The organism is Desulfobacter sp. (assembly GCA_028768545.1).
GTDB lineage: Bacteria > Desulfobacterota > Desulfobacteria > Desulfobacterales > Desulfobacteraceae > Desulfobacter.
Genome location: CP054838.1, coordinates 3,816,891 through 3,843,476, shown reverse-complemented (window position 1 = coordinate 3,843,476; position 26,586 = coordinate 3,816,891). Strand labels below are relative to the sequence as shown.

28 protein-coding genes, 1 tRNA gene and 1 riboswitch are annotated in these 26,586 nt (G+C 47.2%); of the genes, 21 read left to right on the top strand and 8 right to left on the bottom strand.

Going from position 1 to position 26,586, the window contains the following annotated elements; genetic code table 11:
- Positions 1 to 98 precede the first annotated feature (98 nt).
- The 4 genes from HUN05_18590 to HUN05_18575 all read left to right on the top strand — a co-directional run bounded on the left by HUN05_18590 (position 99) and on the right by HUN05_18575 (position 4,936).
- Positions 99 to 1,061: a 4Fe-4S binding protein gene (locus HUN05_18590; protein ID WDP86885.1), complete on the top strand. Its 963-nt coding sequence runs from the start codon at positions 99 to 101 to the stop codon at positions 1,059 to 1,061.
- 26 nt (positions 1,062 to 1,087) lie between these two features.
- Positions 1,088 to 3,328: a molybdopterin-dependent oxidoreductase gene (locus HUN05_18585; protein WDP86884.1), complete on the top strand. Its 2,241-nt coding sequence runs from the start codon at positions 1,088 to 1,090 to the stop codon at positions 3,326 to 3,328.
- An 85-nt stretch (positions 3,329 to 3,413) separates the two neighbouring features.
- Positions 3,414 to 3,866: a PaaI family thioesterase gene (locus tag HUN05_18580; protein ID WDP86883.1), complete on the top strand. Its 453-nt coding sequence runs from the start codon at positions 3,414 to 3,416 to the stop codon at positions 3,864 to 3,866.
- Between the two features lie 170 nt (positions 3,867 to 4,036).
- On the top strand, positions 4,037 to 4,936 hold the full coding sequence (locus HUN05_18575) for a hypothetical protein (protein WDP86882.1): 900 nt from the start codon (positions 4,037 to 4,039) through the stop codon (positions 4,934 to 4,936).
- Between the two features lie 102 nt (positions 4,937 to 5,038).
- Here the strand turns inward: HUN05_18575 and HUN05_18570 are convergent, their stop codons facing one another.
- From HUN05_18570 to HUN05_18555, 4 genes are all read right to left on the bottom strand, one after another.
- On the bottom strand, positions 5,039 to 5,302 hold the full coding sequence (locus tag HUN05_18570; GenBank protein ID WDP86881.1) for a YheU family protein: 264 nt from the start codon (positions 5,300 to 5,302) through the stop codon (positions 5,039 to 5,041).
- Between the two features lie 2 nt (positions 5,303 to 5,304).
- Positions 5,305 to 5,595, bottom strand: coding sequence for an integration host factor subunit alpha (locus tag HUN05_18565; GenBank protein ID WDP86880.1), 291 nt, complete (start codon positions 5,593 to 5,595; stop codon positions 5,305 to 5,307).
- 427 nt (positions 5,596 to 6,022) lie between these two features.
- Positions 6,023 to 6,101, bottom strand: a riboswitch (cyclic di-GMP riboswitch).
- 90 nt (positions 6,102 to 6,191) lie between these two features.
- Positions 6,192 to 8,111, bottom strand: coding sequence for a PAS domain S-box protein (locus tag HUN05_18560; protein WDP86879.1), 1,920 nt, complete (start codon positions 8,109 to 8,111; stop codon positions 6,192 to 6,194).
- Positions 8,112 to 8,473: 362 nt separating this feature from the next.
- The gene (locus HUN05_18555) at positions 8,474 to 9,688 is read right to left on the bottom strand and encodes an ISL3 family transposase (protein WDP86878.1); all 1,215 of its coding nucleotides are present in this window, start codon (positions 9,686 to 9,688) and stop codon (positions 8,474 to 8,476) included.
- 588 nt (positions 9,689 to 10,276) lie between these two features.
- On the opposite strand from HUN05_18555, the gene HUN05_18550 reads away from it, so the two are divergent.
- Positions 10,277 to 10,504: a hypothetical protein gene (locus HUN05_18550; protein ID WDP86877.1), complete on the top strand. Its 228-nt coding sequence runs from the start codon at positions 10,277 to 10,279 to the stop codon at positions 10,502 to 10,504.
- A 150-nt stretch (positions 10,505 to 10,654) separates the two neighbouring features.
- Here the strand turns inward: HUN05_18550 and HUN05_18545 are convergent, their stop codons facing one another.
- From HUN05_18545 to HUN05_18535, 3 genes are all read right to left on the bottom strand, one after another.
- Positions 10,655 to 11,071 carry a hypothetical protein gene (locus tag HUN05_18545; GenBank protein WDP86876.1) on the bottom strand — a complete coding sequence of 139 codons (417 nt, stop codon included), beginning with the start codon at positions 11,069 to 11,071 and terminating at the stop codon, positions 10,655 to 10,657.
- Positions 11,072 to 11,533: 462 nt separating this feature from the next.
- The gene (locus HUN05_18540; protein WDP86875.1) at positions 11,534 to 11,980 is read right to left on the bottom strand and encodes a hypothetical protein; all 447 of its coding nucleotides are present in this window, start codon (positions 11,978 to 11,980) and stop codon (positions 11,534 to 11,536) included.
- Between the two features lie 887 nt (positions 11,981 to 12,867).
- A tRNA-Gln gene (locus tag HUN05_18535) sits at positions 12,868 to 12,941 on the bottom strand.
- Positions 12,942 to 13,068: 127 nt separating this feature from the next.
- Between HUN05_18535 and HUN05_18530 the strand changes: the two genes are divergently transcribed.
- From HUN05_18530 to HUN05_18520, 3 genes are read left to right on the top strand one after another with little or no spacing between them, the layout of a single operon-like run.
- On the top strand, positions 13,069 to 13,374 hold the full coding sequence (locus HUN05_18530) for an antibiotic biosynthesis monooxygenase (GenBank protein ID WDP88134.1): 306 nt from the start codon (positions 13,069 to 13,071) through the stop codon (positions 13,372 to 13,374).
- Complete coding sequence (larE, locus tag HUN05_18525) at positions 13,343 to 14,176, top strand: ATP-dependent sacrificial sulfur transferase LarE (GenBank protein WDP86874.1); 834 nt, start codon at positions 13,343 to 13,345, stop codon at positions 14,174 to 14,176. The genes HUN05_18530 and larE overlap by 32 nt, the downstream gene beginning before the upstream one ends.
- 28 nt (positions 14,177 to 14,204) lie before the next feature.
- The gene (locus tag HUN05_18520) at positions 14,205 to 14,648 is read left to right on the top strand and encodes a DNA-binding protein (protein ID WDP86873.1); all 444 of its coding nucleotides are present in this window, start codon (positions 14,205 to 14,207) and stop codon (positions 14,646 to 14,648) included.
- A gap of 115 nt (positions 14,649 to 14,763) precedes the next feature.
- On the opposite strand, the gene ndk is transcribed toward HUN05_18520, so the two are convergent.
- The gene (ndk, locus tag HUN05_18515) at positions 14,764 to 15,243 is read right to left on the bottom strand and encodes a nucleoside-diphosphate kinase (protein ID WDP86872.1); all 480 of its coding nucleotides are present in this window, start codon (positions 15,241 to 15,243) and stop codon (positions 14,764 to 14,766) included.
- A 141-nt stretch (positions 15,244 to 15,384) separates the two neighbouring features.
- On the opposite strand from ndk, the gene HUN05_18510 reads away from it, so the two are divergent.
- The 13 genes from HUN05_18510 (at position 15,385) to rseP (ending at position 26,585) form a co-directional block, all read left to right on the top strand.
- Positions 15,385 to 15,999 (top strand): dephospho-CoA kinase, encoded by a 615-nt coding sequence (locus tag HUN05_18510; protein WDP88133.1) that lies wholly within the window; start codon positions 15,385 to 15,387, stop codon positions 15,997 to 15,999.
- Between the two features lie 156 nt (positions 16,000 to 16,155).
- Positions 16,156 to 17,403, top strand: coding sequence for a transcription termination factor Rho (rho, locus tag HUN05_18505; GenBank protein WDP86871.1), 1,248 nt, complete (start codon positions 16,156 to 16,158; stop codon positions 17,401 to 17,403).
- An 82-nt stretch (positions 17,404 to 17,485) separates the two neighbouring features.
- Complete coding sequence (gene rpmE, locus HUN05_18500) at positions 17,486 to 17,704, top strand: 50S ribosomal protein L31 (GenBank protein ID WDP86870.1); 219 nt, start codon at positions 17,486 to 17,488, stop codon at positions 17,702 to 17,704.
- A gap of 78 nt (positions 17,705 to 17,782) precedes the next feature.
- Positions 17,783 to 18,847 carry a peptide chain release factor 1 gene (gene prfA, locus HUN05_18495; GenBank protein WDP86869.1) on the top strand — a complete coding sequence of 355 codons (1,065 nt, stop codon included), beginning with the start codon at positions 17,783 to 17,785 and terminating at the stop codon, positions 18,845 to 18,847.
- Between the two features lie 20 nt (positions 18,848 to 18,867).
- A complete protein-coding gene (prmC, locus tag HUN05_18490; GenBank protein WDP86868.1) occupies positions 18,868 to 19,734 on the top strand; it encodes a peptide chain release factor N(5)-glutamine methyltransferase in 867 nt (288 codons plus the stop codon).
- 163 nt (positions 19,735 to 19,897) lie between these two features.
- Complete coding sequence (gene rpsB / locus HUN05_18485) at positions 19,898 to 20,773, top strand: 30S ribosomal protein S2 (GenBank protein ID WDP86867.1); 876 nt, start codon at positions 19,898 to 19,900, stop codon at positions 20,771 to 20,773.
- Positions 20,774 to 20,797: 24 nt separating this feature from the next.
- The gene (gene tsf / locus HUN05_18480; GenBank protein ID WDP86866.1) at positions 20,798 to 21,394 is read left to right on the top strand and encodes a translation elongation factor Ts; all 597 of its coding nucleotides are present in this window, start codon (positions 20,798 to 20,800) and stop codon (positions 21,392 to 21,394) included.
- 4 nt (positions 21,395 to 21,398) lie between these two features.
- Positions 21,399 to 22,121: a UMP kinase gene (locus HUN05_18475; protein WDP86865.1), complete on the top strand. Its 723-nt coding sequence runs from the start codon at positions 21,399 to 21,401 to the stop codon at positions 22,119 to 22,121.
- Positions 22,122 to 22,242: 121 nt separating this feature from the next.
- Positions 22,243 to 22,800: a ribosome recycling factor gene (gene frr / locus HUN05_18470; GenBank protein WDP86864.1), complete on the top strand. Its 558-nt coding sequence runs from the start codon at positions 22,243 to 22,245 to the stop codon at positions 22,798 to 22,800.
- On the top strand, positions 22,790 to 23,560 hold the full coding sequence (locus tag HUN05_18465; protein WDP86863.1) for an isoprenyl transferase: 771 nt from the start codon (positions 22,790 to 22,792) through the stop codon (positions 23,558 to 23,560). The genes frr and HUN05_18465 overlap by 11 nt, the downstream gene beginning before the upstream one ends.
- Entirely contained in the window at positions 23,527 to 24,342 is an 816-nt protein-coding gene (locus tag HUN05_18460; protein WDP86862.1) for a phosphatidate cytidylyltransferase, read from the top strand. The genes HUN05_18465 and HUN05_18460 overlap by 34 nt, the downstream gene beginning before the upstream one ends.
- Positions 24,339 to 25,505, top strand: a complete 1,167-nt coding sequence (locus tag HUN05_18455) for a 1-deoxy-D-xylulose-5-phosphate reductoisomerase (GenBank protein ID WDP86861.1) — start codon at positions 24,339 to 24,341, stop codon at positions 25,503 to 25,505. Before HUN05_18460 ends, HUN05_18455 begins: the two co-directional genes overlap by 4 nt.
- Positions 25,506 to 25,514: 9 nt before the next feature.
- Positions 25,515 to 26,585 (top strand): RIP metalloprotease RseP, encoded by a 1,071-nt coding sequence (gene rseP, locus HUN05_18450; GenBank protein ID WDP86860.1) that lies wholly within the window; start codon positions 25,515 to 25,517, stop codon positions 26,583 to 26,585.
- The last annotated feature ends 1 nt before the right edge of the window (position 26,586 follow it).

Genomic DNA, 26,586 nt, shown 5'->3' with positions numbered 1-26,586 from the left:
CCGTATTCTCCTGGCATCCAGGTAAAAGAACCGGCAGGGCAGATCAATTTGCCTTGCACCCGGGCAAATTGTTATATTAATACCTTAAGGAGGCAGAGATGGCAGATCTTTTTGAACAATTGGCAAATCATTTGGATACCCTTCCGGCAGGATACCCTGCCACTGAATCCGGCGTAGAAATTCGAATTCTCAAGCGGTTGTTTACCCCGGAAGAGGCCAGGATTACCCTGGGTTTGACCATGATGCCCGAACCTGTGGAACCCATTGCCCAGCGGTTGGATATGGATGTCCAGGCGCTTGCCCCCGTTCTGGAATCCATGTCCAAAAAAGGGCTGCTCTACAGGTCCTCCAAAGGCGGAACCCATACCTATATGGCCTCACAATTTGTGGTGGGCATCTGGGAATACCAGCTCAAGAGCCTGGATTTGGATTTGATCCAGGAGGTCAATGAGTATCTGCCCCAGTTTATGCACAAAAGCTGGATCAAGCATGAGACCAAGCAGCTTCGGGTGATCCCCATATCCAAGGAGATCACAGCCCAGATGAGTATCATGGACTACGAGTCAGCCGAGGAGATTATCCGGGCCCAGAGCAAGATCGTGGTGTCAGACTGCATCTGCAGAAAAGAGCACGAGATGGTGGGCAAAAGATGTGAGTATCCCATGGAGGTCTGTCTCTCCTTTGGCAGCGGAGCTTATTATTATGAGGAAAACGGCCTGGGCCGGTCCATTGATCAAAAAGAGGCCCTGGCCAATCTGAAAACCCTGGATCAGCCGGCAAAAGCCGTGCATACCAATTATTATGCACGGGTGGACGAAGAGGCCTGCATCGGGTGCGGGATCTGTGTGGATCGCTGTCACATGGATGCCATTGTTATCAGCGACGAGACCCAGACCGCCCGGGGCGAGCCGGACCGGTGTATCGGGTGCGGGCTTTGCGTGCCCCAATGTCCTGAAGAGGCCATGAAATTTGAGCAGAAAAAGAGTTCAGATCTTTACGATCCACCGGCCAATGTATTTGAAACCTATTTTACCATGGCCAAAGAACGGGGGAATATTTAAGCCTGTAAAGGAGCAAAGATAAGGATATGGGAGAGTGGAAAACAACAGGATGCGTGCTCTGCGCCCAGAACTGCGGGCTCAAAGTCTATGTGGATGAGGACAAAATCACCCGGGTAAAACCGGACCGGGACAATCCAAGATCAAAAGGATATGCCTGCCGCAAGGGGTTGAACCTTGTCTATCACCAATATCCGGCAGACCGGATCACCTCTCCTTTGAAAAAGGTGGATGGAAGATTTGTGCCCATCTCCTGGGACCAGGCCTTTGAAGAGATCAGCCTTAAGATGAAATCCATAGTAGGCGAGTTTAGCCCAAGGTCCCTGGCCTATATGGGGGGCAGTTCCCAGGGCGGCCATATGGAGGCGGGATTCGGCTTAAGTCTGCTGAGGGGCATGGGATCTCAATACTATTATTCATCCGCAGGCCAGGAATTTTCAGGCCATTGGTGGGTCACCGGCAGGGTCATGGGAAAGCAGTACAATATCTCCGGGCCTGATGAGAAAAATACCCAGATGCTTGTGGCCTGGGGCTGGAACGGGATGGAGAGTCACCAGATGCCCAGGGCGCCCAAGGTGCTTTCAGCCATTGCAAAAGACCCTTTAAAAGTCCTTGTCTCCATTGATCCTCGAAAGAGTGAAACCGCAAGCATTGCCGATATTCATATAGCATTAAAACCGGGCACCGATGCCCTGCTCATCAAGTCCATGATCTGCCTTATCCTTGAAAAAAAAGGGGAAAACCAGGCCTTTTTAGAGACCTGCGTTAAGGGCTGGGACAAGGTGGCACCCTGGTTTAAAGGCTTTGATGTTAAAAAGGCCCTTGAGGTTTGTTGTCTGAACTATGATCAGGTGGAAGCACTTTGCCGGCTCATGATTACCCAAAAATGGAGTTATCACCAGGATTTGGGGATTTATATGGGCAGGCATTCCACCTTAAACTCTTATCTGCTCTATATTCTCGGAGCGGTGTGTGGCAGGTTCCAGACCCCCGGGGGAAATTATATTCCCGGCATGGTTATGCCCATGGGATTTCATGCGGATGAACGAAGTTCCAAGGTATGGAAAACCCTGGTCACCCGGATGCCCCCGGCAGCTGCAGGGGCATTCCCCCCGGCTGTCATGCCCGAAGAGATCATGTCTGATCATCCCCGGCGGCTTCGGGCGGTCTATGTTTCTGCCTGCAATCCCTTGCGGGCCTACCCTGACACCTCTGCCTATGAAAAGGCCTTTGCCCGCCTGGATCTTCTGGTGGTCAATGATATTGTGATGAGTGAAACCGCCCGTTTGGCGCATTATGTCCTGCCATGCAGATCCTTTTACGAATCCTGGGATACCACTTTTTTCCCCTGGACCTATCCTGAAATATACCTGCAGTTAAGATCCCCTGTGGTCCCGGTGCCCGGACAATGCCTGGAGGCCTTCCAGATTCATACCGGCCGTGCCCATGCTCTGGGCCTTTTGCCTAAAATTCTCCCGTCCCTGATCAAGGCTGCAAAAAAAGACCGCACGGCCTTTGCAGGAGCGCTCATGACCTGGGCGGCCAAAGAGCCCAGGGCATTGAAAACCATGCCCTTTATCCTTGCCAAAACCCTGGGCAAAGAATGGGACAGCGCAGCCAAGGCAGGGCTATGGGGCATGCTCATGACAGCGCCTGAACAATTTAAAGCCCATGGGGCAAGGGCCGGGTTTGAACCGGACATTTTCCAGGGGGACCAGATTTTTGAAGCCCTGGTCAATTCTCCCCAGGGCCTATGGGTGGGCAGGGCAGATACAGACAACCCCATGGGCCAGATCAAGACCCCGTCGGGAAAACTTGAGATTTATATCCCTGAACTGGCAGACCAGGCAAGGGATCTCAACCCGGAAGACGAAGCCGTGGATCTTAAAATGCCCAAGGAATTTCCCCTGGTTCTCAATGCCGGCCGTCATTCAAAATATACCATGAACACCCTGATGCGAAATCCTGAATGGAATAAGGGCAAAAGAGACTGCACCATTGCGGTCAGCGTTGAGGATGCCGAGGCCCTTGGCCTTGAGGACGGATGTGATGCCAGAATCACTACGGCAGCCGGCAGTGAACAAGGCCAGATCCAGGTCACAGACCAGGTGGCCAGGGGCATGGTCCTGATTCCCCACGGGTTCGGCCTTAACTACCAGGGAAAGGTTCACGGGATCAATGTGAACCGTCTGACCTTAAATACCCACAGGGACCCCATTGGCACCCCCATTCACCGGTTTGTCCCCTGCCGGGTGGACCCCCTGGAATAATTGTCAGGCCTCGTGTAAATAACAGATTTTTCGATGAACACATTTGCCCGGGGATGATTTTTAAATTTTATCTACAAGGAAATCCATGAACAAGATTAATCCGGAGTATGTCCTGGCCTTGAAAAAAATGGTGAATACCAGCCCCTATCCCCATCACATGAAGATGTCACTTGCACAGATAGATATTGATGAGGCTGTCATTGCCATGGAACTTGACCGCTGTCATCTTCAGCCCTACGGCATTGTCCACGGCGGTGTGATCGCCACCCTCATTGATACGGCCACCTTTTGGGCGGGATTCATGCGCCTGCCCCAGGATGCAGGCCTTGTGAATGTGGATTTAAAACTTAACTATCTTAAATCCGTTGTTTCAGGGCGGCTGAGGGCCGAGGGAAGCTGCATGCGTCCGGGCAAAACCATTTCCTATGCCCAGGCCCGGGTGATAGACGAGAAGGGCGAGCTTATCGCCCACGGCAGTTCGTCCCTGATGACCCTGGAGAAAAAGGGAATCGCCATGGCCGTGCCTAAATTCCTTTGATTTTGTTGGGTGTTGTTCTGTATCTTCGTTGCCCCCCCCGGTCCGGTTGAACAGGGGCTTGCCAAGGATGTTCAAAGATTTTGTATTGATAATAGTTGTGTTCTGGCATATACAAATAAGACCGGTTCTTAAAATGCATCCACCCAAACTTTTGTAAAGGAAAAAAGAAAATGAAAAAAATTTGGCCTTTTATGATCCTGTTAATGTTTGCCGCGTCTGCCGCTGCCGCAGAAAATCCCTGGGACAGAAAACTTCCCTTTAAATCCGCCACAGTCAAATACAAGGTGGCCGGAAGCATGAAAGGAGAAAAAACCCTTTATGTCAAGGATTACGGCAGGACAAGTGCTGAATATTCCACTGTGACCATGAAGGTGTTCGGCATGAGTCAGGACCAAAAAGAGATCATTATCACCACCCCGGACTGGGTCTATTCTGCCGATCTCATTGAAAAAACCGGCACCAAACAGACCAATATGAACAAATTCATGAAAGAAGAGTATAATAAACTTTCTTCAAGCGATCAGAAAAAACTGGTTAAAAATTCAGAAGCAATGGGGATTTCAACCATTGAAGACCTGAACGGAACTGTAGAAAAAAATGCTGTTAATATCCTGGGATATGACTGCGATAAAGTCACGGTCATGGGCACCACCGCCTATAATATCAGCGGGAGCGCACTGCCCTTGAAAATCCAGGGAGATACCATGGGCATCAAGATTTTCCAGGAGGCAGTCAACCTGTCCACGGGCAGTGTTTTATCGTCCAAGTTCAACCTGCCTCCGGGAATTGAGTTTGAGTATGATCCTGTGGCAGACCAGATGATGAAAGAGCAGGCACAAGAGATGGTCAAAAATCTTGTGGAGGGTAAATCTCCCATGGCCGGGGCTGTCCCGCCGGCCCAGACAGAAAGCTATGCCCAGCCGTCAACACCGTCTCAGCCCTCAAATGATTACGGGGTTGGCCAGGATGCAAAAGATGTGGGACAGGCTGCCAGGCAGGAAACAAAAGATGCCACCATTGACGAGGTCAAACAGGGTGTCAGAAGTGTTTTCAAAAGTTTGTTTGATTAGCCCTCACCCCTTAATTCGGCCATAAAAAAAATCCCGGGGCAGTATTTCAGCCCGGGATTTTTTTTGTCTTTAATACACCCAGCCGTTTTTGACGATTCGGTATTACAGATTTTTCACACCCGGGTGGTTGGTGCTGAGAATGGTGCAGGTCTCGGATACCTGATCAAATACAATAGTAGCACTGCCGGATTCAAGCTGGGCAAGAACCCTTTTGATCTTTGTCTGAACAGGGACCTCTATCTCCCCGTAATCTGTTCCGTCACGGGTGACAAATTCTTCAACCAGGGCCCAAAGAGCGTCTTTGCTCAATTGCTCAAAGGGGATTTTAAGGCCCGCTTCTTTTGGGGCAAAGGGTGGATTTCCCATATTTAATTGGGGATATTATTCATCCTGTCTTTGAGTTTGCCCGTACATTTAAAGGTGACCACCCGCCGTTTGTCAAGCAGCATTGAATTTCCCGTGGCCGGATTTCTGCCTTTTCGGGGGGCTTTTTCAATCACCTGGAATTTTCCAAACCCGGAAATCATGATGTCTTCCCCTGATGCCAGGCTGGATTTGATGATTTCAATGAGGGTTTCGATGGTCTCTTTGGCTTGTGCCGGTTTTTCATTGAATTTGTCTGAAATCTTTTCGATGAGTGTGGTTTTGGTACAGGTCAAAATGGGTGCCTTTTATTTGGGTTTTGTTATGGACCGTCTGGATTATCTTAATGGGTTTTTTCAAAGAGTCAAGCAAATAGATAAATATTTGTTAACCATTTGAATTGGCAGCTTTTTTTCTGCTCTGCCCATGTGCCGGAACCGTCCTTTTGTCATTTGGTTTTCACACATTCGTGGAAGGGGAAAACCCGTGTCAGTCAAGTTTTTATTTGCAAGGTTCAGGATCATCCAATCGTTGTCCTGGCCCCTGAACCCTTTCTGCCATTAAAGCAATAAGGCCGGCCATGATCTTTTTCTGCCCTGATGTTTTGCTGCACCATCCGAGTTTATCTCCATATCTTTTATGGTCTCACACTTAAATTGCAATTCAGGGGGGATCAAGAAAACCTGAAATTAGGGCTGATCCTTGCGAAAATTTAACCGCTTTGACTGCAACCCGGCTGTCTTGGTCCTTAAGACCCGTGGCTTTCCGTCCCTGCCTCACAACAGGTTTGGCTTTAACTTGGGTGATATCTTATTGAATTTTACGGCATTGTCAATGAAATCTTTGGTCTTTTTTACGTCCTTTGTTTCCATGGGCATACCTGGGGGGATGGCTAGTAATCCGGGGGAGAACCCTTTTCTTTCATCTTTTTGTACCAATCTTCCTTTCCATACAGCTTGTCCGAACAATCAGGGCAGAGGCTGTGGCTGAATGAGGCTTCGGAGTGTTTTTGAATATAGGATTCTAAAATGTTCCAATATCCCTCATCATCCCGAATTTTTTTACAATGTGAGCAGATTGGAACAATTCCCCTCAGGGTTTTTATCTCTGCCAAGGCGTTTTGTAATTCATCAATCAGCTTTTCCCGTTCTTTTTCTATTTTTTTACGTTCCCTAATGTCGGTTAAGACCATTCGAAAACCAATGATCTTATCTGCCTTGTAAATTGCAGAGGCGTTGAAAAATACCCAGCAGGTTTGCCCGTCTTTGGTTATCATTCGATACTCTGTCGGTGGGAGTGTCTTCTGGGTTGACCTTTGTGCAACTCTGTTCAAGGCTCTTTCTTTGTCCTCAGGATGAATGAAGTCCAGACCATTTAGGCCTTTTTTATAATCCTCATCATTATAATGGAACAATTTTAACCCTTGCTGATTCACATAGGTGACGTTGAAATTAACATCTATTTCTACAATGGCTCCGGGCAGAAGATCGGCCATCTCCCGGAACCGTTCTTCACTTTGTCTCAGGGCTTTTTCCATTTGCTTGCGGTCGGTGATATCCAATATTGTTCCGATCAAGCCGAGAACCTTGTCTTGGTTGTCCGTGTAAACAGACTTGTCAAAAATCACATCCCGCACTTTATTTTTGGCATTTTTTACCTTTGATTCATAGTGTTGGACGCCTCCGGACTCAAAGAGTTTTGTATCCTTGGCATGGTAAATCTGGGCAAGCTCTTTTGGATTGATGTCAAATACGCTTTTTCCGATCAATTGATCCTTGGGTTTCCCAAAAAAAGTTTCATAGGCATCATTGAACCCCTGGTAGATACCAGCACGGTCTTTATAAAAAACAGGGACAGGAATTGCACTGAGCAGCGAGCTTAAAAATTTTTCTTTTTCAGCAATGGCCTTTTCCACAGCCTTGCGCCTGACCACCTCATTGTGCTGGATAAATAACAAGGAGAAAATGATAAACCCGACAGCCATTGCTGACAGACGATAATAATTCACCCGGGGAGATTTGATCTGCCACCCGTTCACCGGGGTTGCGGCCATCTGCCAGTGACCTCCGGGCAGGGTGACCTCCATTGATACGGGATTGTCCTTAAAGATAGATTCAGAACCGTAAAAAAACTCACCCTGACTGCCCAGGCCATCCTTGCCCCGGATTGATATTGCCAGCTGGGAGTCTTTTTTTTCCAATCCAGCTGCTTCAAGCAGGCTTGGCAGGTTAATGACAACGGATAATAAGCCAAAGTACTCTCCTGATACATCATCTGACCCTGACTCTTTTTTGCCGGTAAATATCGGGGTACGGCCGATAATGGCCAATCCGCCCTGGACAAGATTCAAGGGACCTGCCACAACCGTTTTGTCGCTCTTGATGACCCGCTGGACCGCCGGCCATTGGCGGGTCAGTTTTTTATAATCCAGCCCAATGGCTTTTTCGTTTCCCTTTTTAGGGTAGACATAGGTTAATACGGTCCCTTTGGCCAGCCCGATGTTTTTTATGTGTTTTGATGCCTTCATAAAGTTCCGGGCGATTTTACGGAATCTGTCTTCTGTGATGTCTGTGTTTGTTTCAACATCCACAATGATGCTCCGGGCCGATAACAACTCAATATTCAGCTCGCCTTCCAGCCGTGCGCGAATCGTACTGAGCTGTTTAACAACTAATTGACGCTGGTTTTCAACAAACCGTTTATTCTCGGTCCATTCAACCACCAAAATTGCTGCTATGATTAATAGGGCCAGGAGAAGCACCCAGGCCGCAAAGGCATATCGTTCCTTGGCGCTTTGATAGGTTTGAGTCAATTTAACTTTTCTCCATTCGCCTTAAGCACAATTCAAATTGTATCTGTGAAATTTTAAAATAGAATATACTAAAATGCCTTATATTTCAAAACCAATTAATTTCCATATCAAACCGCATTGAATATTGCCCCTTGTCAGCGCCCAACTTTGCCCCCCCCTTAACAAAAAACATGGTTGAGCCTTAAAAGGCAAGGCATCTATTAATAAAGAACTTTTTGATCAAACCGCTACGTGTCTAACAAATTATAGATGGGGTCAATTTCATGCTGATTGGTGTCAAACTTGGGCGCTGTTTGACACCTCGAACCAAGATTGTGGTGGCTGGCCTTGCACAAACCCCATGAGAGGTTGAGAAAAGTGGTTCATCCGATTAATGCGTACCTTTTATTGTGAAGGTCCAAAAGTTTCAACCTGAAAAACTCCGAATCCCTGTATCCATAAGCTTTCCGTTTCATGGTTTTTATCTTGTTATTTGTCCCTTCTAAAGGACCTGTAGATATCCTGTAATCATAGTATGAAAGGATTCTTTGCCTGTGCACAGCCAAGGTCTTGGCAAATTTCATCAACATTGGAATTTTGGAAATATTGGCCAGATTGATCCAATTGCTGACTATCTTTTCAGCTGTTTCTTTTTTCTTTTGATTCCATATTTGCCTGAGTTCCTCTTTCATGTAGTAGACTACCAATAGCGGCTGATTTATTTTCAATGCTTCTTCTAACCGTTGGGCCTCCTTCTTGTCATCACTGAGGTTTTCGGGATTTTTTAACAAAAGCCACCGGACTCCCTTCAGAAGTTTTTGTTGCCCGGTATTGGCAAGAAGGTTGTAGAGCTTTCGCCTGAAATCCGACAGTTTCTCATTGAACAATTTAACAACATGAAATCTGTCAAAGACAATTGCTGAACCAGAAAGATTTTCAATAACAGCACTCAAGTATGCCGGGGACATATCGATGCTGACGGCTTTGATTTTTGCTTTCGATATTTTCACTTTTGTCCAAAAAGATTTCAAAGCTTCACCACCTTTTCCTTCTCCCACGTGCAGAATTCTACCGGATTCCAGATCCATCACGATGGTCAAGTATTTATGCCCTTTCCCTATGGAAATTTCATCTATGGCAATCTGCCGGACTTTCTCAAGGGGGATATTTCGATAACGCCTCAGCAGGTCTTCTTTCTGGATCTGCTTTATCGTATCCCAGCTGATCCTTAAATGGATGGCAATATCTTTGATTGTCATGAACTGAGACAACTCCAAGACATACCGTTCAAAAGCCCGGGTATAGCTTTTCCCCTCCTGGGCAAAGGATAGTTTGATTTGCCGGACAAATTGACAGAACGAACACCAAATTCTCTGGATAGCCGTCCTGAGAATCACGGGTTTTGAACCTACCGGTATTGTTCTGAGATCTCTTGTCACAATCCCTTTCCTGGTGACGGACCTGGAATTACATTCCGGGCATTTTACCGCCTCCGGTTTTGGTATGAGTTCAAAAGTGATTATTCCACCGATGAAACGCGTTGTTTTATAAAAGTAGTCACGAAGGCCAAAGGCATGGTATATGAAGCTTGTGGACATTAATTCATTCTCCGATTTTGTGCGAATAACACAAAAAAATTAGAACATGATCATGTTCACACCATCATTTCAAGCATAAAAATCCTTACTGTGTTATTGCCTTCCCAGTGATGTTTCTCAGTCCAGGTACGCGATTTTCTGATGAACCAGAAAAGTTGAGTTTGAAACCCATCAAATTTGGCGCTGAGACTGCAAACCCCATGAGAACCTGACAAAACTATACTTTGGAGAACATAATGAAGCTTACCTGGGAAGAATTTCTAAAACGGGAATACTGAGGGGCAAAGATCCGGGCCGGGACGCCCTGCAAACGCAAAGATTTGTACGAAAATGGCCGCTGCCGACTTCATGGCGGCCCAAGTACCGGACCGAAAACAAAGGCTGGGAAAAAGCGGTCTGCGTTGAATGGATTTAGGAAACGGATCTCATGATAGGTTACGATTTATTACGGTTTGAGATAATTTTAATCTATCAGCACCTATCATGTCAGATTACTATATTCCTTGAAATTTTAGAAAGTTAGCTGTTTACAAACCTTTTTCATGGTGGTATTTCGGAAATATCTTTTTATTTTCTCTGGAGGTTGTCATGAGAATAGATATCAAAAGCGTCTTTTTATTCTTAGGCATCATTATTCTGTGTGGAATGGCCATCAACGGGTATGCAGGCGATCATTTTGGAGAATATGCAAGCGATATGGCCCAGGGGCAGTATTCAGATGCGGTTGGTTGGGAAAAGGTCGCTGGGTATGTTTTGATATTCTTCTTTTTTCTTTATACAGCGCGGAAAGTATTTGAAGATTTTTTCAAAAAATGAACCTCTTGACACCTTCCTCAATTTTTGGGAAATTTTAATCCTCTTAAGCTATGATGGAGAATCAGACCGTTACTCTGGTATTTTTATTTGTATTAGTAAGTCCGAATATAATTTTGGGTAGGGTGGGCATTAATAGTATCCTTCAAAGGCCTACTGGCAACTTTTTAGATACTCCCCTCTGATGGTCTTAAATTCTACATCAGCTTTTGTGACTCGGTACCTGTTTCTTGCGATTACTTTAAATGGGGATGTTTGACCAGGTGCTAAATTTTTATAAGTGAGCATTGCACTTTCTGATTGTAGATATTTACCATTCACTCCAAAGAAAGTGACAACAGCCACAACATTATTTAATGTTTTACCGGAAATATTTTTAACCAATCCTTCACAAAAATCATATTTGCTTTCTGAACGGACACGGGCTTGCTGTAAGTTTAATAAGCATCCATCGAAAGATCGTATTCTATCAGCAACAGCCTTTCTCTTTTTTGAGGCTTGATATTCATTGTAATCTATTTTTTGAGGTTGTGATTTTATTGGCATAGGCTTAGGCTGCTTCTTAGGCATAATTTCATGGGCGTGGTAGGTGATGTTTCTGAAATATGCCTTGCCATCTACTATATTCACCGACCATATAAAGTTTTTTAATCCCTGGCTCAGTTTGCGTGGTATGGCAAATGGAGGTAAAAACAAATATTAACAGAGAAATTATAAGAGCGGCTTTTTTCACGACAGCCTCCAAAAAAATAAAAGATATAACTGGCATACCACCCGGGGAGGGTTTTTGTAAATGGCGATTCGAATGAATTTAACCATTCAACGCTTTGCCCTACTTATTGATATTTTGGAAATTGGTCTTTAGGTTTTTCTTTTCCAAGACGGTGAAATACATATAAAGCGATTGGGAAATTGATAATATTTACAAAAAAAGATCCACGTCCCCAAAGAGTGCCACTGATATGATAGATAAAATAATATGTCCACAAAACCAAATAGACAGGGTTAATATAAACCGTTTCATTATACCTCTTATTCAAGTTTTGATAATTCGTTTTTTGCCACCATTAAATACGAGCGACACAATCTGTAATATTCAATTTCATCTCTAATAAACTGAATATTGAACTCAATATCTTCTTTGTATGTCTCAAGGAAATCTATTCTTGCCTGTTTTGGATCTTCTCCTATAGACTTGGCAAACAATATCGCCTGCCTCATTTCAATGTCTTTTGTCATCCTAAGTTTTTCTAATTCTAACTTTATTTCCTTGATGCTTGCTGATATTTCGGAAGTTATTATTTCATAATCATTGATAACCGCTTTCCAGTATTTTTTAGGAGAAATTTTCCGTTTTATTTTGTCTGTGATGCTTTCAGATTTATAAAAATTTGCTGTGGCATCTGATAGATCTTGTTGGCCGGTAGCGTATAAGGGGACATATAATAAAAACAAAAACAGAATGATCAGTTTTTTCATGATAGCCTATAGAAACAAGATTTTAAGATATCCCGGCATACCACCCGGGGAGTGGTTTTGTAAATTGAAAAAGTTCTTAAATTTCTTAAAGAAAATTAATTTAAAAGAATGGGACTAAGTTCCGTTAAAGGTGAGAATCCTCACTTTTAAACAGGATCTGAACCCCATTTAAATGTCCTGACAGGGGACAATCCAGGTACAGGCTATTGCGAGATTTTCTCATACTTTAAGGAGGATTCTTACTGGTAGGATTAATTACCCTGGGGTGGGTAATTGGACACCTGGGATTTATCCTGCCCACAGCCCGGATTGCAAGAAGAAACTTTATCCGGCCCCGTACCAAAAACAGGACACCCCTCCCCTCCAACTCCATCACAATAAAGCCGCCTGTATACAGGTGCAAAGGCCCCAAAACATTATCCTGGCCATACCGCTTATTCCCCGGGTGGGCGCACCACTGCAAAGCGACAACCGAATCATTCAAAGGGTCGTGGCCGTTTTGTTTCAAAGAACTGATGTATATTCTGCGGAATTCACAGTCCATGGTTCAACAAAGCACTGACGAAGGGTGGTGTCAATCAGGGAAACCCTTAGAAAAGATCATTTTTATCGACGGTGAATAGGGATACTCATAGTTCCAATTGACCGATATAGAGAGAAAAAGCCTGTCCATCAGGTAGGTGGTTAAAAAGCCATGGTGATTTTAGCCCTCCCCTTCCTCCCCGGATCTTAATTTTTGCATACCAAGTTTTATACGCGATTAAAAAGGATCTTTGAACATGAAATTGGCTAATAGAATCTTCAAAGTGGTGGAAAAATGGTGGAAATTTGAGATGGAAACAAAAAAGGCCTTCAAGTGAAAACACTTCAAAGCCTCTTTGTTGAAGTGGCTGGCTGATAAGGATTCGAACCTTAATTGACGGAGTCAGAGTCCGTAGTCCTGCCATTGGACGATCAGCCAGCAGAATCAACGTCAGGGTTTATACACTAAAGGGGTTGGAAAAGTCAAGAATTATATTGATTGAAAATTTGGCAAGTGTCAGGGTAATATGGTAGAAGGCAGTAAACCCATTAACCAGGAGGTGAACATGGCTGTTACGGTTTTGATCAGGCGCAGGGTCACGGCAGGCAAAGGAGAACTTCTGGAAAAGCTGTATCAGGAACTTGTGGCCCTGGCAGTTACCCAGAAGGGGTATCTGGGGGCGGAAACCATGAAACGTGCGGATCAGCCGGATGAATATCTGATCATTTCCAAGTGGGAGTGTGTGGAAGACTGGTCCAGGTGGCTGATCAGTGATACGCGCAGGGCGTATCAGGAACAAATTGATGCCCTGACCGGAGCAAAGACAAAGTTTGAAATTTATGAGCACTATCAAGGGGGCATTGGCCCTTGATTTTGGAAAAGATGTTGTTCTTGGAAAAAAGTTTGAACGCCTTAAGTCTCGGCTGCAGGGGTACCAGCGAATGGTCCTGGCATTTTCAGGCGGGGCAGATTCCGCCTTTGTCCTTGCTGCGGCAAAAGCCGCAGGCACAGAGGTACTGGCCATTACCCTGGTCTCCTCATTTTTTACCCAAAAAGAAAAGCAAGGGGCCAAAGACCTGGCACAGGACATGGGGGCAGATCATCTTTGTCTGGATACGGATATCCTGGAAAATGAGGATGTTCAAAAAAATACCGGGCAGCGGTGTTATTTTTGTAAGCGTCACGGGTTTTCAATGATAGAGAAAATTGCCGGAAAAAAAGGGATTCACCACCTGGTTCACGGGATTAATACGGATGATCTGGGCGAAGATAGACCCGGGATTCGTGCTGCCCGGGAGCTTGGATTTAAAGCCCCCCTGGTCGAGGAAAGCTTTTCAAAGCAGGAGATCCGGGCCTGTTCTAAGGTTCTGGGGCTTGTGACCTGGGATTTGCCGTCCCAGTCCTGCCTTGCCACGCGGATTCCCACAGGGGAGCCCATTGTCCCTGCAACACTGAAAATGGTGGAAGCGGCCGAATCTTTGCTTGAAGAACTTGGGTTCAAACAGTTCCGGGTGAGGTGTCATCATAATTGTCTTGCCAGGATCCAGGCAGATCCCAAGGATTTTTCCAGACTTGTGAGCCCCCATATTCGAGAACAGGTGGTAAAGGGGTTGACCCGTCTGGGGTTTTGTTTTGTCTCCCTGGATCTTGGGGGAATCAGTCAAAGAAGATAATCATTTTTGAACAAATAAAGGGTATTTAATGAAATATTCACAGGCAAAATTGGGCCGGGTTTTTGTGATCCGCCTGGAAGACGGGGATATTGTCCATGAAACCATTGAGCAGTTTGCACGGGACCAGGGGATTAGGGCGGCCTCGTTGATTGTCCTGGGCGGGGCTGACAAGGGCAGCACCCTGGTCACGGGGCCTGAAAACGGCAGGGCAGATCTTATTGTGCCCAAAACAAGGGATCTTGACAATGTGCATGAAGCCGCTGGTGTGGGCACCTTGTTTCCCAATGAAAAAGGAGAACCCGTGCTTCACATGCACATGGCCTGCGGCAGAGGTTTTTCAACCCTGACCGGCTGCATCCGGGGCGGGGTAAAGGTCTGGCAGGTCATGGAGGTGATTGTCCAGGAGCTTGAAGATTCCACAGGGGTGAGGCAATTGGACAAGGTGACCGGATTTGAACTGCTGATTCCCTGAGCCGGGCAAGGGGGGGTAAAATCAAAAAGCCTTCTGAATAAGTCCAGAAGGCTTTTTTTGGGTTCAGTCCGGCCATCCCTTACTATAAAGGGGCCGGTTTTACTGCAGGGCTGATTTACCGGGCCTGGATTTCAAGGCCGTTGAAAAAATAGCTGATTTCAAAGGCAGCAGTTTCAGGTGCATCAGATCCGTGGACCACATTTTTTTCAATGTCTGTGGCATAATCTTTACGGATGGTGCCTTCTTCTGCTTCTTTAAAGTTGGTAGCGCCCATGAGTTTTCTGTTTCTGGCAATCACATCTTCACCTTCAAGCACCATGACCACGATGGGGCCTGAGGTCATGAAATCAGTGAGGCTGTCGAAAAAGGGGCGTTCCTTGTGAACCGCATAAAATCCCTGGGCCTGGGGTTTGCTCAACTGGATCATTTTAATGGCCGCAATTTTGATGTTGTTGGATTCAAAGTGTTTGATCACTTCACCGATGATGTTTTTTTCAACCCCATCGGGTTTAATAATGGATAAGGTTCTTTCCACGTTTGGTTTCCTTTTGTTTTGGTTAAGGTTGTTAAATAAAACGGGGTTGAAAAATACCATAACAACGTATTATAAGTCAAATCCTATGACAGGCGTGTCAGATCCGAACAATGAAAGAAAAATCAGCCAGGGTATTTTAATCTAAAATATGGTGCAGGACAGCCGGACCGGACAAACGGGGAAGAGACTATGGATAATCAGGTGTTTAAGATCGGGGTAACCGGATCTGCAGGATCGGGAAAAAGCCTGGCCCGCAAGGGGTTTGAAAAATTGGGCCTGAAAACCCTGGATTGCGACCAGATTGCAAGGCAGGTGGTGGAACCGGAAATAAAGGCCTATAAAAAGGTGGTTGCCTTGTTCGGCACTGATGTGGTGGCCGGGGATTTGAGCCTGGACCGGGCACGGCTGCGAAACATAATGGTGAACAGGCCCGGGATGCGCAAGCAGCTGGAAAGCATTGTTCATCCGGCCATTGTCCTGGAAATGGCAGTTCAGATGGAAGCCATGGCCCGGTCGGGCCAGAGGGTCTGCGTGGTTGAGGTGCCCCTGCTGTTCGAACTTGGGATGGAAGATTTTTTTGATTTGACCCTGGTGGTGGCTGCTGATGATGATCAACTGGTGAAACGGATTTCGGCCCGGGATGATGTGGATCCGGACAATGCCAAAAAAATGCTGGCCCTTCAAATGGACCAGGAAGAAAAAATGAAACGGGCAGACCATGTGATCTTCAATCATGGGGATAAAGAGGCGGTTTTCAGGGCTGTAGCAGTATTATACGAAAAAGAGGTAAAAGAGCGCTTGACAAAAAATTCATAATGCTTTATTTAGCATTGTGTACTAAAGTGCTTCAAAATCCATTACTTTTTTTCCCGCAGGCCGTTTTGGCTTCCAGACTATCAAAAAAGGTATCCTATATCTTTAACAATCTTTGACTTTAAATATATAACCGATGAAGAAAATCCAGGAGATTGAATGAATCTTGTAGAACTCAATAAGATGAAAATCAGTGAGCTGACCAAACTTGCCAAAAAATACAATATTCAGGGGATCGGCGGTCTGAAAAAACAAGAGCTGATTTTTGCCCTGCTCCAGGCAAATATTGAGGAAAGCGGTCAGATTTACGGGGAAGGAACCCTTGAGATTCTTCCGGACGGTTTCGGATTTTTAAGGGCGCCCGGGTATAATTACCTGCCGGGGCCTGATGATATCTATGTCTCTCCCTCCCAGATTCGTCGGTTTAACCTGAGAACCGGGGATACCATTTCCGGCCAGGTCCGTCAGCCCAAGGATTCCGAGCGGTATTTTGCCCTGCTCAAGGTGGAGGCGGTGAATTTTCTCAATCCTGAAATGGCGGCTGAAACCATTCTTTTTGATAATCTCATGCCTTTGTATCCGGATCGGAAGATGAATCTTGAGTGTGAACCGGATAATTATTCCACACGGGTGATTGACCTGATGTGCCCCATCGGGTTTGGCCAGCGCGGGCTTATTGTCTCGCCTCCCAAGGCTGGTAAGACCATGCTGCTGCAGAATATCGCCAACTCCATGATCAAGGCCCATAAAAATATCGTTCCCATGATCGTTCTCATTGATGAGCGGCCCGAGGAAGTCACGGATATGGCAAGGTCCGTGGATGCGGAAGTGATCTCTTCCACCTTTGACGAACCGTCGGAACGCCATGTCCAGGTGGCGGAAATGGTCATTGAAAAGGCCAAGAGAATTGTGGAACAGGGCCATGATGTGGTTATTTTATTAGATTCCATTACCCGCCTTGCAAGGGCGTATAACTCGGTGATGCCGCCTTCGGGCAAGATTTTGTCCGGTGGTGTGGACTCCAATGCCCTGGACCGGCCCAAGCGGTTTTTCGGGGCAGCCCGTAATATTGAGGAAGGGGGCAGTCTGACCATTATTGCCACGGCTCTGGTGGATACGGGATCCAGAATGGACGAGGTTATCTTTGAAGAGTTCAAGGGTACGGGTAATATGGAGCTGGTTCTGGACAGAAAGCTTTCGGACAAAAGAGTTTTTCCGGCCATTGACATGAACAAGTCCGGAACCCGAAAGGAAGAACTGCTCTTGGAACCCAGCGTTTTGAACCGGGTCTGGATCTTGAGAAAATTGCTGTCCAGTTTAAATTCTGTGGACAGTATGCAGTTTTTACTTGAAAAAATGCAAGGAACAAAGGATAATAAAGAGTTTCTTGAATTGATGAATTCATAAGAAGAGAAACAACAGGCAATATGTAAATTAAATGATTTAAAGGCCTTTTATAACGAAGGTCTGACAAGGAGTTGTGTGTAACATGAAAAAAGACATCCATCCGAACTACACAAAGACAACCGCATCCTGTGCATGCGGTGCAACCTTTGACGTGGGATCTACCAAGGAAAACATCAAGGTTGAAATCTGTTCCCAGTGCCACCCTTTCTTCACCGGGAAACAAAAACTGGTTGACTCTGCAGGCAGAATCGACAGGTTTAAGAAAAAATACGCAGGGTTTGACGCAAGCAAGCTGGTTTAGTCAGACAGCATTCAGTCACTAAAAGGGGGTCTTGAACAAGGACCCCTTTTTGAATTTTTACGCCAGGGTATTTGTATCATGATTGGAAAATTAAAAGGCATTGAAGAACGGTATATTAAACTGGAGCAGTTGCTCAGCGATCCTGCCGTTATCAGTGATCAGAAAAAATACCAGGATTATCTTAAAGAGCATGGTGAGCTCAACAAGATCGTGCCTGTGTTCCGGGAGTACGAAGGGGTTCAAGAAGAACTGGAAGAGGCCAGAGAGCTTCTCAGGGATGAGGACCTGGATATCCGGGCCATGGCCAAAGAAGAGATTCCGGCCCTTGAGACCCGTCTTGAGTCCTTGAATTCAGATTTGAACCTTTTGCTCATGCCCAAGGATCCCAGGGACGGGAAAAATGTAATCCTGGAGATCAGGGCCGGTACCGGCGGAGAAGAGGCCGGTATCTTTGCAGGGGATCTTTTCCGCATGTATTCGAGATTTGCCGAAAGCCGGAACTGGCATATTGAGATCATTGAAAAAAATGACTCTGCTGCCGGCGGGTTCAAGGAAGTGGTCTCCATGATCCGGGGAAAGGGCGCGTTTTCAGAGTTTAAATATGAGAGCGGCACCCACAGGGTGCAGCGGGTGCCTGAAACCGAGACCCAGGGACGGGTGCATACCTCGGCTGTGACCGTGGCGGTTTTGCCCGAAGCCGAGGATGTGGACATAGACATCAATCCTGCGGACCTTAAAATTGACGTGTTCAGATCGTCCGGTCCCGGCGGCCAGTCGGTCAACACCACGGATTCTGCCGTCCGGATCACCCATGTTCCCACAGGGGTGACCGCCACCTGTCAGGATGAGAAATCCCAGCACAAAAACAAGGCCAAGGCCATGAACGTCCTCAAGTCAAGAATCCTGGATGCCAAAATTCAGGAAGAAGAGGCAAAACGGGCCGCTGACCGTAAAGGCCAGGTGGGTACCGGAGACCGTTCAGGCCGCATCCGGACCTATAATTTTCCCCAGGGCAGGATGACCGATCACCGCATCGGGCTGACCTTGTACAAGCTGGACCATATCATGGAAGGGGATATCCAGGAAATCATAGACCAGCTCAGGACCTACAACCAGGCCCAATCCCTCAAAGAGATGGGTTGAAGCCCGGGAAATGACCTCTTTTGGCTGACTGGACCATTAAAACCCTGCTTGCCTGGACCGAAGGGTATTTTTCAGATCATGGGATTGACAGTCCCCGGCTGACCGGTGAAATCCTTTTGGCCTCAACCCTGGGCGTTCGGCGTCTGGATCTCTATCTTCAGCATGACAGGCCCCTGGAAAAACAGGAACTGGCCGGGTTTAAGGCCGGCATCAAACGGCGGGTGACCCATGAACCTGTGGCCTATATCACCGGTGAAAAAGGGTTTTTTGAAGATGTTTTTACGGTGGGCCAGGGCGTGCTCATTCCACGGCCGGACACTGAGGTGCTGGTGGAAACGGCCATGGATATTCTGGTTCGTTTCAAGGAGTCCGGCAAAACGGCCCGGGTCATTGAGCTGGGTGCAGGATCCGGAGCTGTGATCGTCTCCCTGGCCAAGGCCTGTCCTGAACATTGTTTTTTTGCATCTGATCTTTCAAAAATCGCCCTGGCAACGGCCATGGAAAATGCTGCGGCCATTGCCCAAACCCCCATCGCATTTTTCAGGGGATCATGGATGGATGCCGTCCGTGAAGATGCCGGGTTTGATCTGATTTTGTCCAATCCACCCTATATTCCCGGAGCAGATATTGATCTTCTGGCGCCTGAAATTAAAGATCATGAACCACGCCTTGCCCTGGACGGAGGTCCTGACGGTCTGGATTCCATCAGGCATATTCTTGGCCAGGCAAAAAATCGCCTGAATCCGGGTGGCCGGGTGGTCCTTGAAATGGGATTTGACCAGGCCCCTGGCGTGTCTCAGATTGCCGCCACCCATTCCTGGATCTCGGATCTTAAGTTTATCAAGGATCTTGCAGGCCATGACCGACTGGCCCTCTTTAAAAAATAAATTGATTATCCCTTTGTTATTTGATATATAAATTTGGATTTTGTTTTTGTATGCAAACAACGCACATCCATGGACCTGGAGTCCGGTGCTTTTTTAAAAAGTCGATATCCGGGAATGAAGTGGGTGGAAGAATTTAAAAACCATTTAAAATTTTGGAGAAAAAATGGCTTACATTTCAATTAGAGAATTACTGGAAGCAGGTGTTCATTTCGGACATCAGACCAAACGCTGGAACCCCAAGATGAAAAAGTATATCTTTGGCGCAAGAAATGGGATTTACATCATCGACCTTCAGCAGACCGTCAAATTGTTCAGAGACGCCCATGACTTTATTAAAAACATTGCTGCCAACGGTCAGGACGTTCTTTTTGTGGGAACCAAAAAACAGGCATCTGAAGCCATCTACGAAGAGGCCAACCGGGCTGAATCCTACTATGTTGAAAATAGATGGCTGGGCGGGATGCTCACCAATTTTCAGACCATTAAAAATAATATTTCCAGGTTTCACTTTCTCAACTCCATTGAAAACGACGGCACCCTGGAAAATTATCCCAAGAAAGAACAGGCTAAAATGCTCAAGGATAAAACCAAACTTGAGTTTGCCATCGGCGGTATTTCAAATATGAAAAAATTGCCCGGTGCCCTGTTTATCATTGATTCCAAGAATGAGACCATTGCGGTAAAAGAGGCAAAACGCCTTGGGATTCCAATCGTTGCCGTGGTGGATACCAATTGTGACCCCGATGATATTGATTATGTAATTCCGGGAAATGACGATGCCATCCGGTCCATTCGTCTTTTTACCTCCAGAGTGGCCGATGCCGTGATTGAGGGCCGCCAGATCTGGCAGGAAAAACAACGTGCGGAATCTGACAAGAACAAGGAAGCCGTTGAAAGAAAACCGGTTGAAAATCTCGGCGAACAGGTCGGCATGGAAATCGTTTCTGACGGCAGCGACGGTCCGGTTGTTGAAAAGATCAAAAGAAAAACCGCAGCACCCGAAGAAAAACAGGAAAATACTGACGCAGTCACTGAATAAAGAGAATAAGGAGCAAGATAAAAAATGGCTGAAATTTCTGCAGCAATGGTTAAAGAGCTTCGTGCCGCCACCGGCTCGGGTATTATGGACTGTAAACGGGTCCTGGCCGATGCCGACGGCGATATGGAAAAGGCAATTGACCTTTTGAGAAAAAAAGGGCTGGCCAAGGCAGCAAAACGGGCCGGACGTTCCACCAGTGAAGGGATTATCTTTCCCTATATTCACACGGGTGCCAAGTTAGGTGTCCTTGTTGAAATCAACTGCGAATCTGATTTTGTGGCAAAAACAGAGGCGTTTGAGGAGTTTGCCAAAAATATTGCCATGCATATTGCCGCGGCAAATCCTGCGGGACTCACCTCTGATGATGTGGATCCGGCAGTGATTGAAAAGGAAAGAGAAATTTACCGGGCCCAGATGCTTGAAGAGGGAAAACCGGAAAATATCATTGACAAGATTGTGGACGGCAAGGTGGAAAAATTCTACAAAGAAGTCTGCCTCATGAGCCAGCAATATGTTAAAGATCCCCAGAAAACCATTGAAGAAGTCCTGAAAGAAACAATCGGCAAGATCGGTGAAAATATTCAGATCAGAAGATTTGCACGTTTCCAGATAGGAGAATAAAGTCTTGGATAAAAAACCTGAGTTTCAACGGGTTCTAATCAAGCTGAGCGGCGAAGCCCTGATGGGTAATCAGGGCTTCGGCATCACCCCTGAGATGATTCACTATGTGGCGGCCGAAGTGGCCAAGGTCTATCAGCTCGGGGTGCAAATTACCGTTGTTGTGGGCGGTGGTAATATTTTCAGGGGAGTTGCAGGCTCTTCCGCCGGTATGGACAGAACATCGGCGGACAACATGGGTATGCTGGCCACGGTCATCAACAGCCTTGCACTTTGCGACGCCCTTGAAAAATGCGATGTGCCGACCCGGGTACAGACCGCCATTGCCATGGATAAGATTGCAGAGCCCTTTATCCGGAGAAAAGCCATCCGCCACCTTGAAAAGGGCCGGGTGGTGATTTTTGCCGCAGGTACGGGCAATCCGTATTTTACAACAGATACCGCAGCCGTCCTCCGGGCCAATGAAGTCCGGGCCCAGATTCTTTTCAAGGCAACTCAGGTGGACGGGGTATATGATAAAGATCCCATTGTTCACAATGATGCGGTTATGTTTGATGAATTGTCCTATATGCGGGTGATTGAAAAACAGCTCCATGTGATGGATATGACGGCCATTTCCCTTGCCATGGAGCATGATCTGCCCTTGCAGGTGTTTGATCTTCACAAGGCAGATAATATTTATAAAGCGGTACGTGGCGAAGCCATCGGTACAAGGATATACAATAAGTAACCTTAAGTTAACGGTTAGCGTTGAACAGGTGACTGCAGGACTTGGCTTTTTTTATTTTAAGGCCGCCATTCAGTGATCCGTTAAACCTAAACCGTTAACCTATTTTTAAGGATGTGTTGTTATGATAGATGAAGTGCTCCAAGAAACTAAAGAACGGATGGGAAAGTCTGAAAAGGCATTTGAACACGAGTTGACCAAGGTTCGTACCGGAAGAGCATCTCAGGCCATACTTGACGGCGTAAAAGTCGATTATTACGGCACACAGACCCCCCTTCCCCAGATGGCAACGGTCTCCATTCCCGAAAGCCGGCTGATTACGGTAAAGCCCTGGGATGTGAGCGTGATCAATGAGGTGGAAAAAGCTATCTTTAAGGCCAACCTGGGACTGACCCCTTCCAATGACGGCAAACTTATCCGCATTGCCATTCCTCCCCTGACCGAGGACCGCAGAAAGGAAATTGCCAAGAACGTGGCCAAAATCTGTGAGGATTTCAAGGTGGCTGTGAGAAATATCCGCAGGGATTCCAATGAGATGATCAAGGACCTCCAGAAAGAGGGGGATATCTCAGAAGACGACAGTTTTAAAGCCCAGAAACAGGTTCAGGAATTTACGGATTTATCCATTAAAAAACTGGACAAGATTTACGAGGCCAAGGAAAAAGAAATTCTTGAAGTCTGATTCCAACCAGTCCACAGATGTGAATTTGTCTCATCTGCCCGACCATGTGGCCATGATCATGGACGGCAACGGCCGGTGGGCCAAAAAAAGGCTGATGAACCGGATCAAGGGCCATGAAAAAGGGTCTGCAACGGTTCGCAATATTGTAAGGGCCTGCCGGGAACTTGGGATTGGGATGCTGACCCTGTATGCCTTTTCCACTGAAAACTGGGGCCGGCCCAAAGCCGAAGTTACGGCATTGATTATACTGCTCAAGCGCTTTTTGGTATCCGAGCGAAACGAGCTTGCCACCCAGGGGATTCGCCTGAATATTCTGGGGCAGAAGGAAAAACTGCCGCTCGACGTCCGAAAAGAGGCCGATCTGACCATGGATCTGACCCGGGACAACACCCAAATGGTTTTAAACCTGGCCCTAAGCTACGGCAGCCGGGAGGAGATCACCCGGGCGGCAAGACAGATGGCGGCCAAGGTTCTGGAGGGAAAACTCAAGCCCGAACAGATCAGCGAAAAGACCCTGTCTTCTCATCTTTACACCCAGGGTATGCCGGATCCTGATCTGATCATCAGAACCTCAGGTGAATTTCGTCTTTCCAATTTTATGATGTGGCAGGCCGCCTATTCGGAACTCTATGTCACAGATACCCTGTGGCCGGATTTTTCAGCCCGGGAGTTCCATGAAATATTAATTGATTTTCAGAAAAGGGACCGACGGTTCGGGAAGGTAAAATGCAACACCTCCAACGATGGCTCACCGCTGTAATTCTTGCTCCCCTTGTTCTCTGGATTATTCTCAAGGGGTCAATCCTGATTGTGGCCGCCCTGGTCTCAGTGGTGGCGATTTTTGCCGTACGAGAGTATCTGCGGATCATCTGCGGCACTGACGACGGCCCTGCCTCCCAGTCCATAAAAATTATTTCCTATACCACCTCCATGGTGCTGGTCATGGGTGCCTGCCTGCAATCCTGGCAGGTGATGTTCCTGATCCTTGCCCTGAACCTGATGACCTTGTCCATCTTTGTCTTGTTCAGGTTTTCCGCCATGCCCCGGGTATTTGATCTGATTGCAAGACAGGTGCTCGGCATTGTTTATATTCCGGTTTCCCTGGCCCTTCTGGTCTTTATCCGGGAACTTTCCGGCGGCACCTTCTGGATTATCTGGCTGCTCATTGTCAGCTTTGCCAATGATACGGGCGCTTTTTATACGGGAACCTATTTGGGGAAAAATAAACTGGCCCCGAAAATCAGCCCCAACAAAACCATTGAAGGATCCTTGGGCGGGCTGGTCACATCGGTTGTGGCCGGATTTATATTCTGCCTTATCTTTTTTTCAGATCTTTCTCTGGCCCTTTTTTCCATTCCCTGCGCCTTGGCCATGGCGGTTGCAGGCCAGATCGGGGATCTGTTTGAATCTGCCATGAAACGGGTCAACCAGGTCAAGGATTCCGGCCGTATCCTGCCCGGACACGGGGGCATGCTCGACCGGATTGACGGGCTGCTTCTGGCCATTCCCGTGCTCTACGTTTTTCTGGCGTTTATTCGATGAAGTCTCTGGCCATCCTTGGGGCCACAGGCTCAATCGGCAGCTCTGCCCTTAAAATTGTCCGCATGCATCCTGACCGTTTCGATGTTCAGGTGCTGACCTGCGCTAAAAATCTTGCGCTCATGGCTGAATTGATCCGTGAGTTCAAGCCTGCGATGGTGGCGGTGCTGGACCAAAACGGGGCTGATGAACTCTCACATCTTGTTGATCCCAAAGATTGCCCGGAGATTTTCTGGGGAGAACAGGGGTTTGTCCTTGCGGCTCAATGGGAAACGGCAGACATGGTGCTTTTGGCCATGGTGGGCGCGGCAGGGCTGAAACCGGCCCTTGCGGCCATTGATGCAAAAAAGCAAATCGCCCTGGCCAACAAGGAAACCCTGGTCATGGCAGGCGATCTGGTCATGGCAAGGGCCAAAGAAAAAGGGGTGGATATCCTGCCGGTGGATTCAGAACACTCTGCCATTTTTCAATGTCTTCAGGGCAATCAATCCAGGGATTTTAAACAGGTCTTTTTAACAGCTTCGGGCGGTCCTTTCAGAACCCGGCCCCATGAAACCTTTAAAGATATTATTCCGGCAGATGCCCTGAACCATCCCACCTGGGATATGGGGCAAAAGATCAGCATTGATTCTGCCACCCTGATGAACAAGGGGCTTGAGGTGATCGAGGCGGTTGCGCTTTTCGGGATCACCCATGATCAGATCACGGTGTTGGTCCATCCCCAGTCCATTGTTCATTCCATGGTCGGATTCAAGGACGGGGCTGTCATGGCTCAGATGGGGGTGCCGGATATGATGGCGGCCATTGCCTATGCCTTTTCCCAGCCCTCCCGTATGGATCTTGGCACCGGGTTTCCTGATTTTCCCGATTTAGCCAGCCTGACCTTTGAAGCACCGGATACCCGAAAATTTCCCTCCCTTGAATTTGCCTTTGAAGCCTGCAGGCAAAAAGGGACCCTGCCTGCGGTGATGAATGCTGCCAACGAGATTGCCGTTGGAGCGTTCTTGCAAAGGGAAATAGGATTTTTGGATATTTTTACACTTATTTCAGAGGTGATGGGACGCCACACCTGCATTGACAATCCTGATCTTTCAGGTATTATTGAGGCCGACTACTGGGCCAGGGAAAAGGCGCAAAATCTTGCCCGATCCCTTAAAATCAAATAGCGAGGTTGTATGGGTTACTCTGCTGTGGCATTTATCGTTGTTATCGGTGTTCTTGTCTTTTTCCACGAATTGGGGCACTTTCTGGTTGCCCGCCTCTGCGGGGTGGGAGTGGATGCGTTTTCCCTGGGGTTTGGCCCCAAAATTTTAAAACGCCGTTACGGCAGAACCGAGTATTGTATCTCAGCCATCCCTTTGGGCGGGTATGTAAAAATGGTGGGTGAAGAACCCGGCGCCGCCATTTCTCCTGAGGACAAAGCCTTGTCATTCACCCACAAAAGTCTTGGCCGCAAAGCCCTGATCGTTGCGGCCGGTCCTGCATTTAATTTTTTCCTGGCCATTTTTATCTTTTATGTTCTGTACCAGGTTTCAGGGATTTACATGGGCAAGCCTGATGTCGGGCGTGTGGTTGAAGACAGCCCGGCCATGACTGCTGGAATTCAGCCAGGGGATGTGATAAAAGAGGTGAACCACCTGCCGGTTAAGGCCTTTGAGCAGATTTCCAAGATCATTGTCCAGGGCGAGGGCAAACCTGTTAATCTTCTTGTTCAGCGGCAGGGAGAGGTGCTGGACTTTACAATTATTCCCAAGGTTCAAGAGGAAAAAAACATATTCGGCGAAACCGTGGACCGGTATGTGATCGGAATTGTGGGAACCGGAGAAACTTTTCATAAAAAACTCAACATCTTCCAGGCCATGGAAAAATCTGTTTCAGATACCTTCGGCCTGGTCAAGCTGACCATTTTGTCCGTGGTTAAAATGATCAGCGGAACCGTTTCCGCCGACAACCTGGGCGGTCCCATCATGATTGCCCAGATGGCCGGGGAACAGGCAAAGGCCGGAGTGGTTCAGTTTGTATGGTTTATTGCATTGCTTTCTGTCAACCTGGGGATCATCAACCTGTTTCCCATACCGGTTCTGGACGGCGGCCATCTGCTCTTTTTCGGCATTGAAGCCATTATGGGACGGCCGGTGGGTGAAAAGCTGCGCGAACGGTTGGTACAATTCGGTGCAGCCGTGCTTGTAACATTAATGATTTTTGTCTTTTATAACGACATAGCCAGACTATTCAATGGTGGGTAAA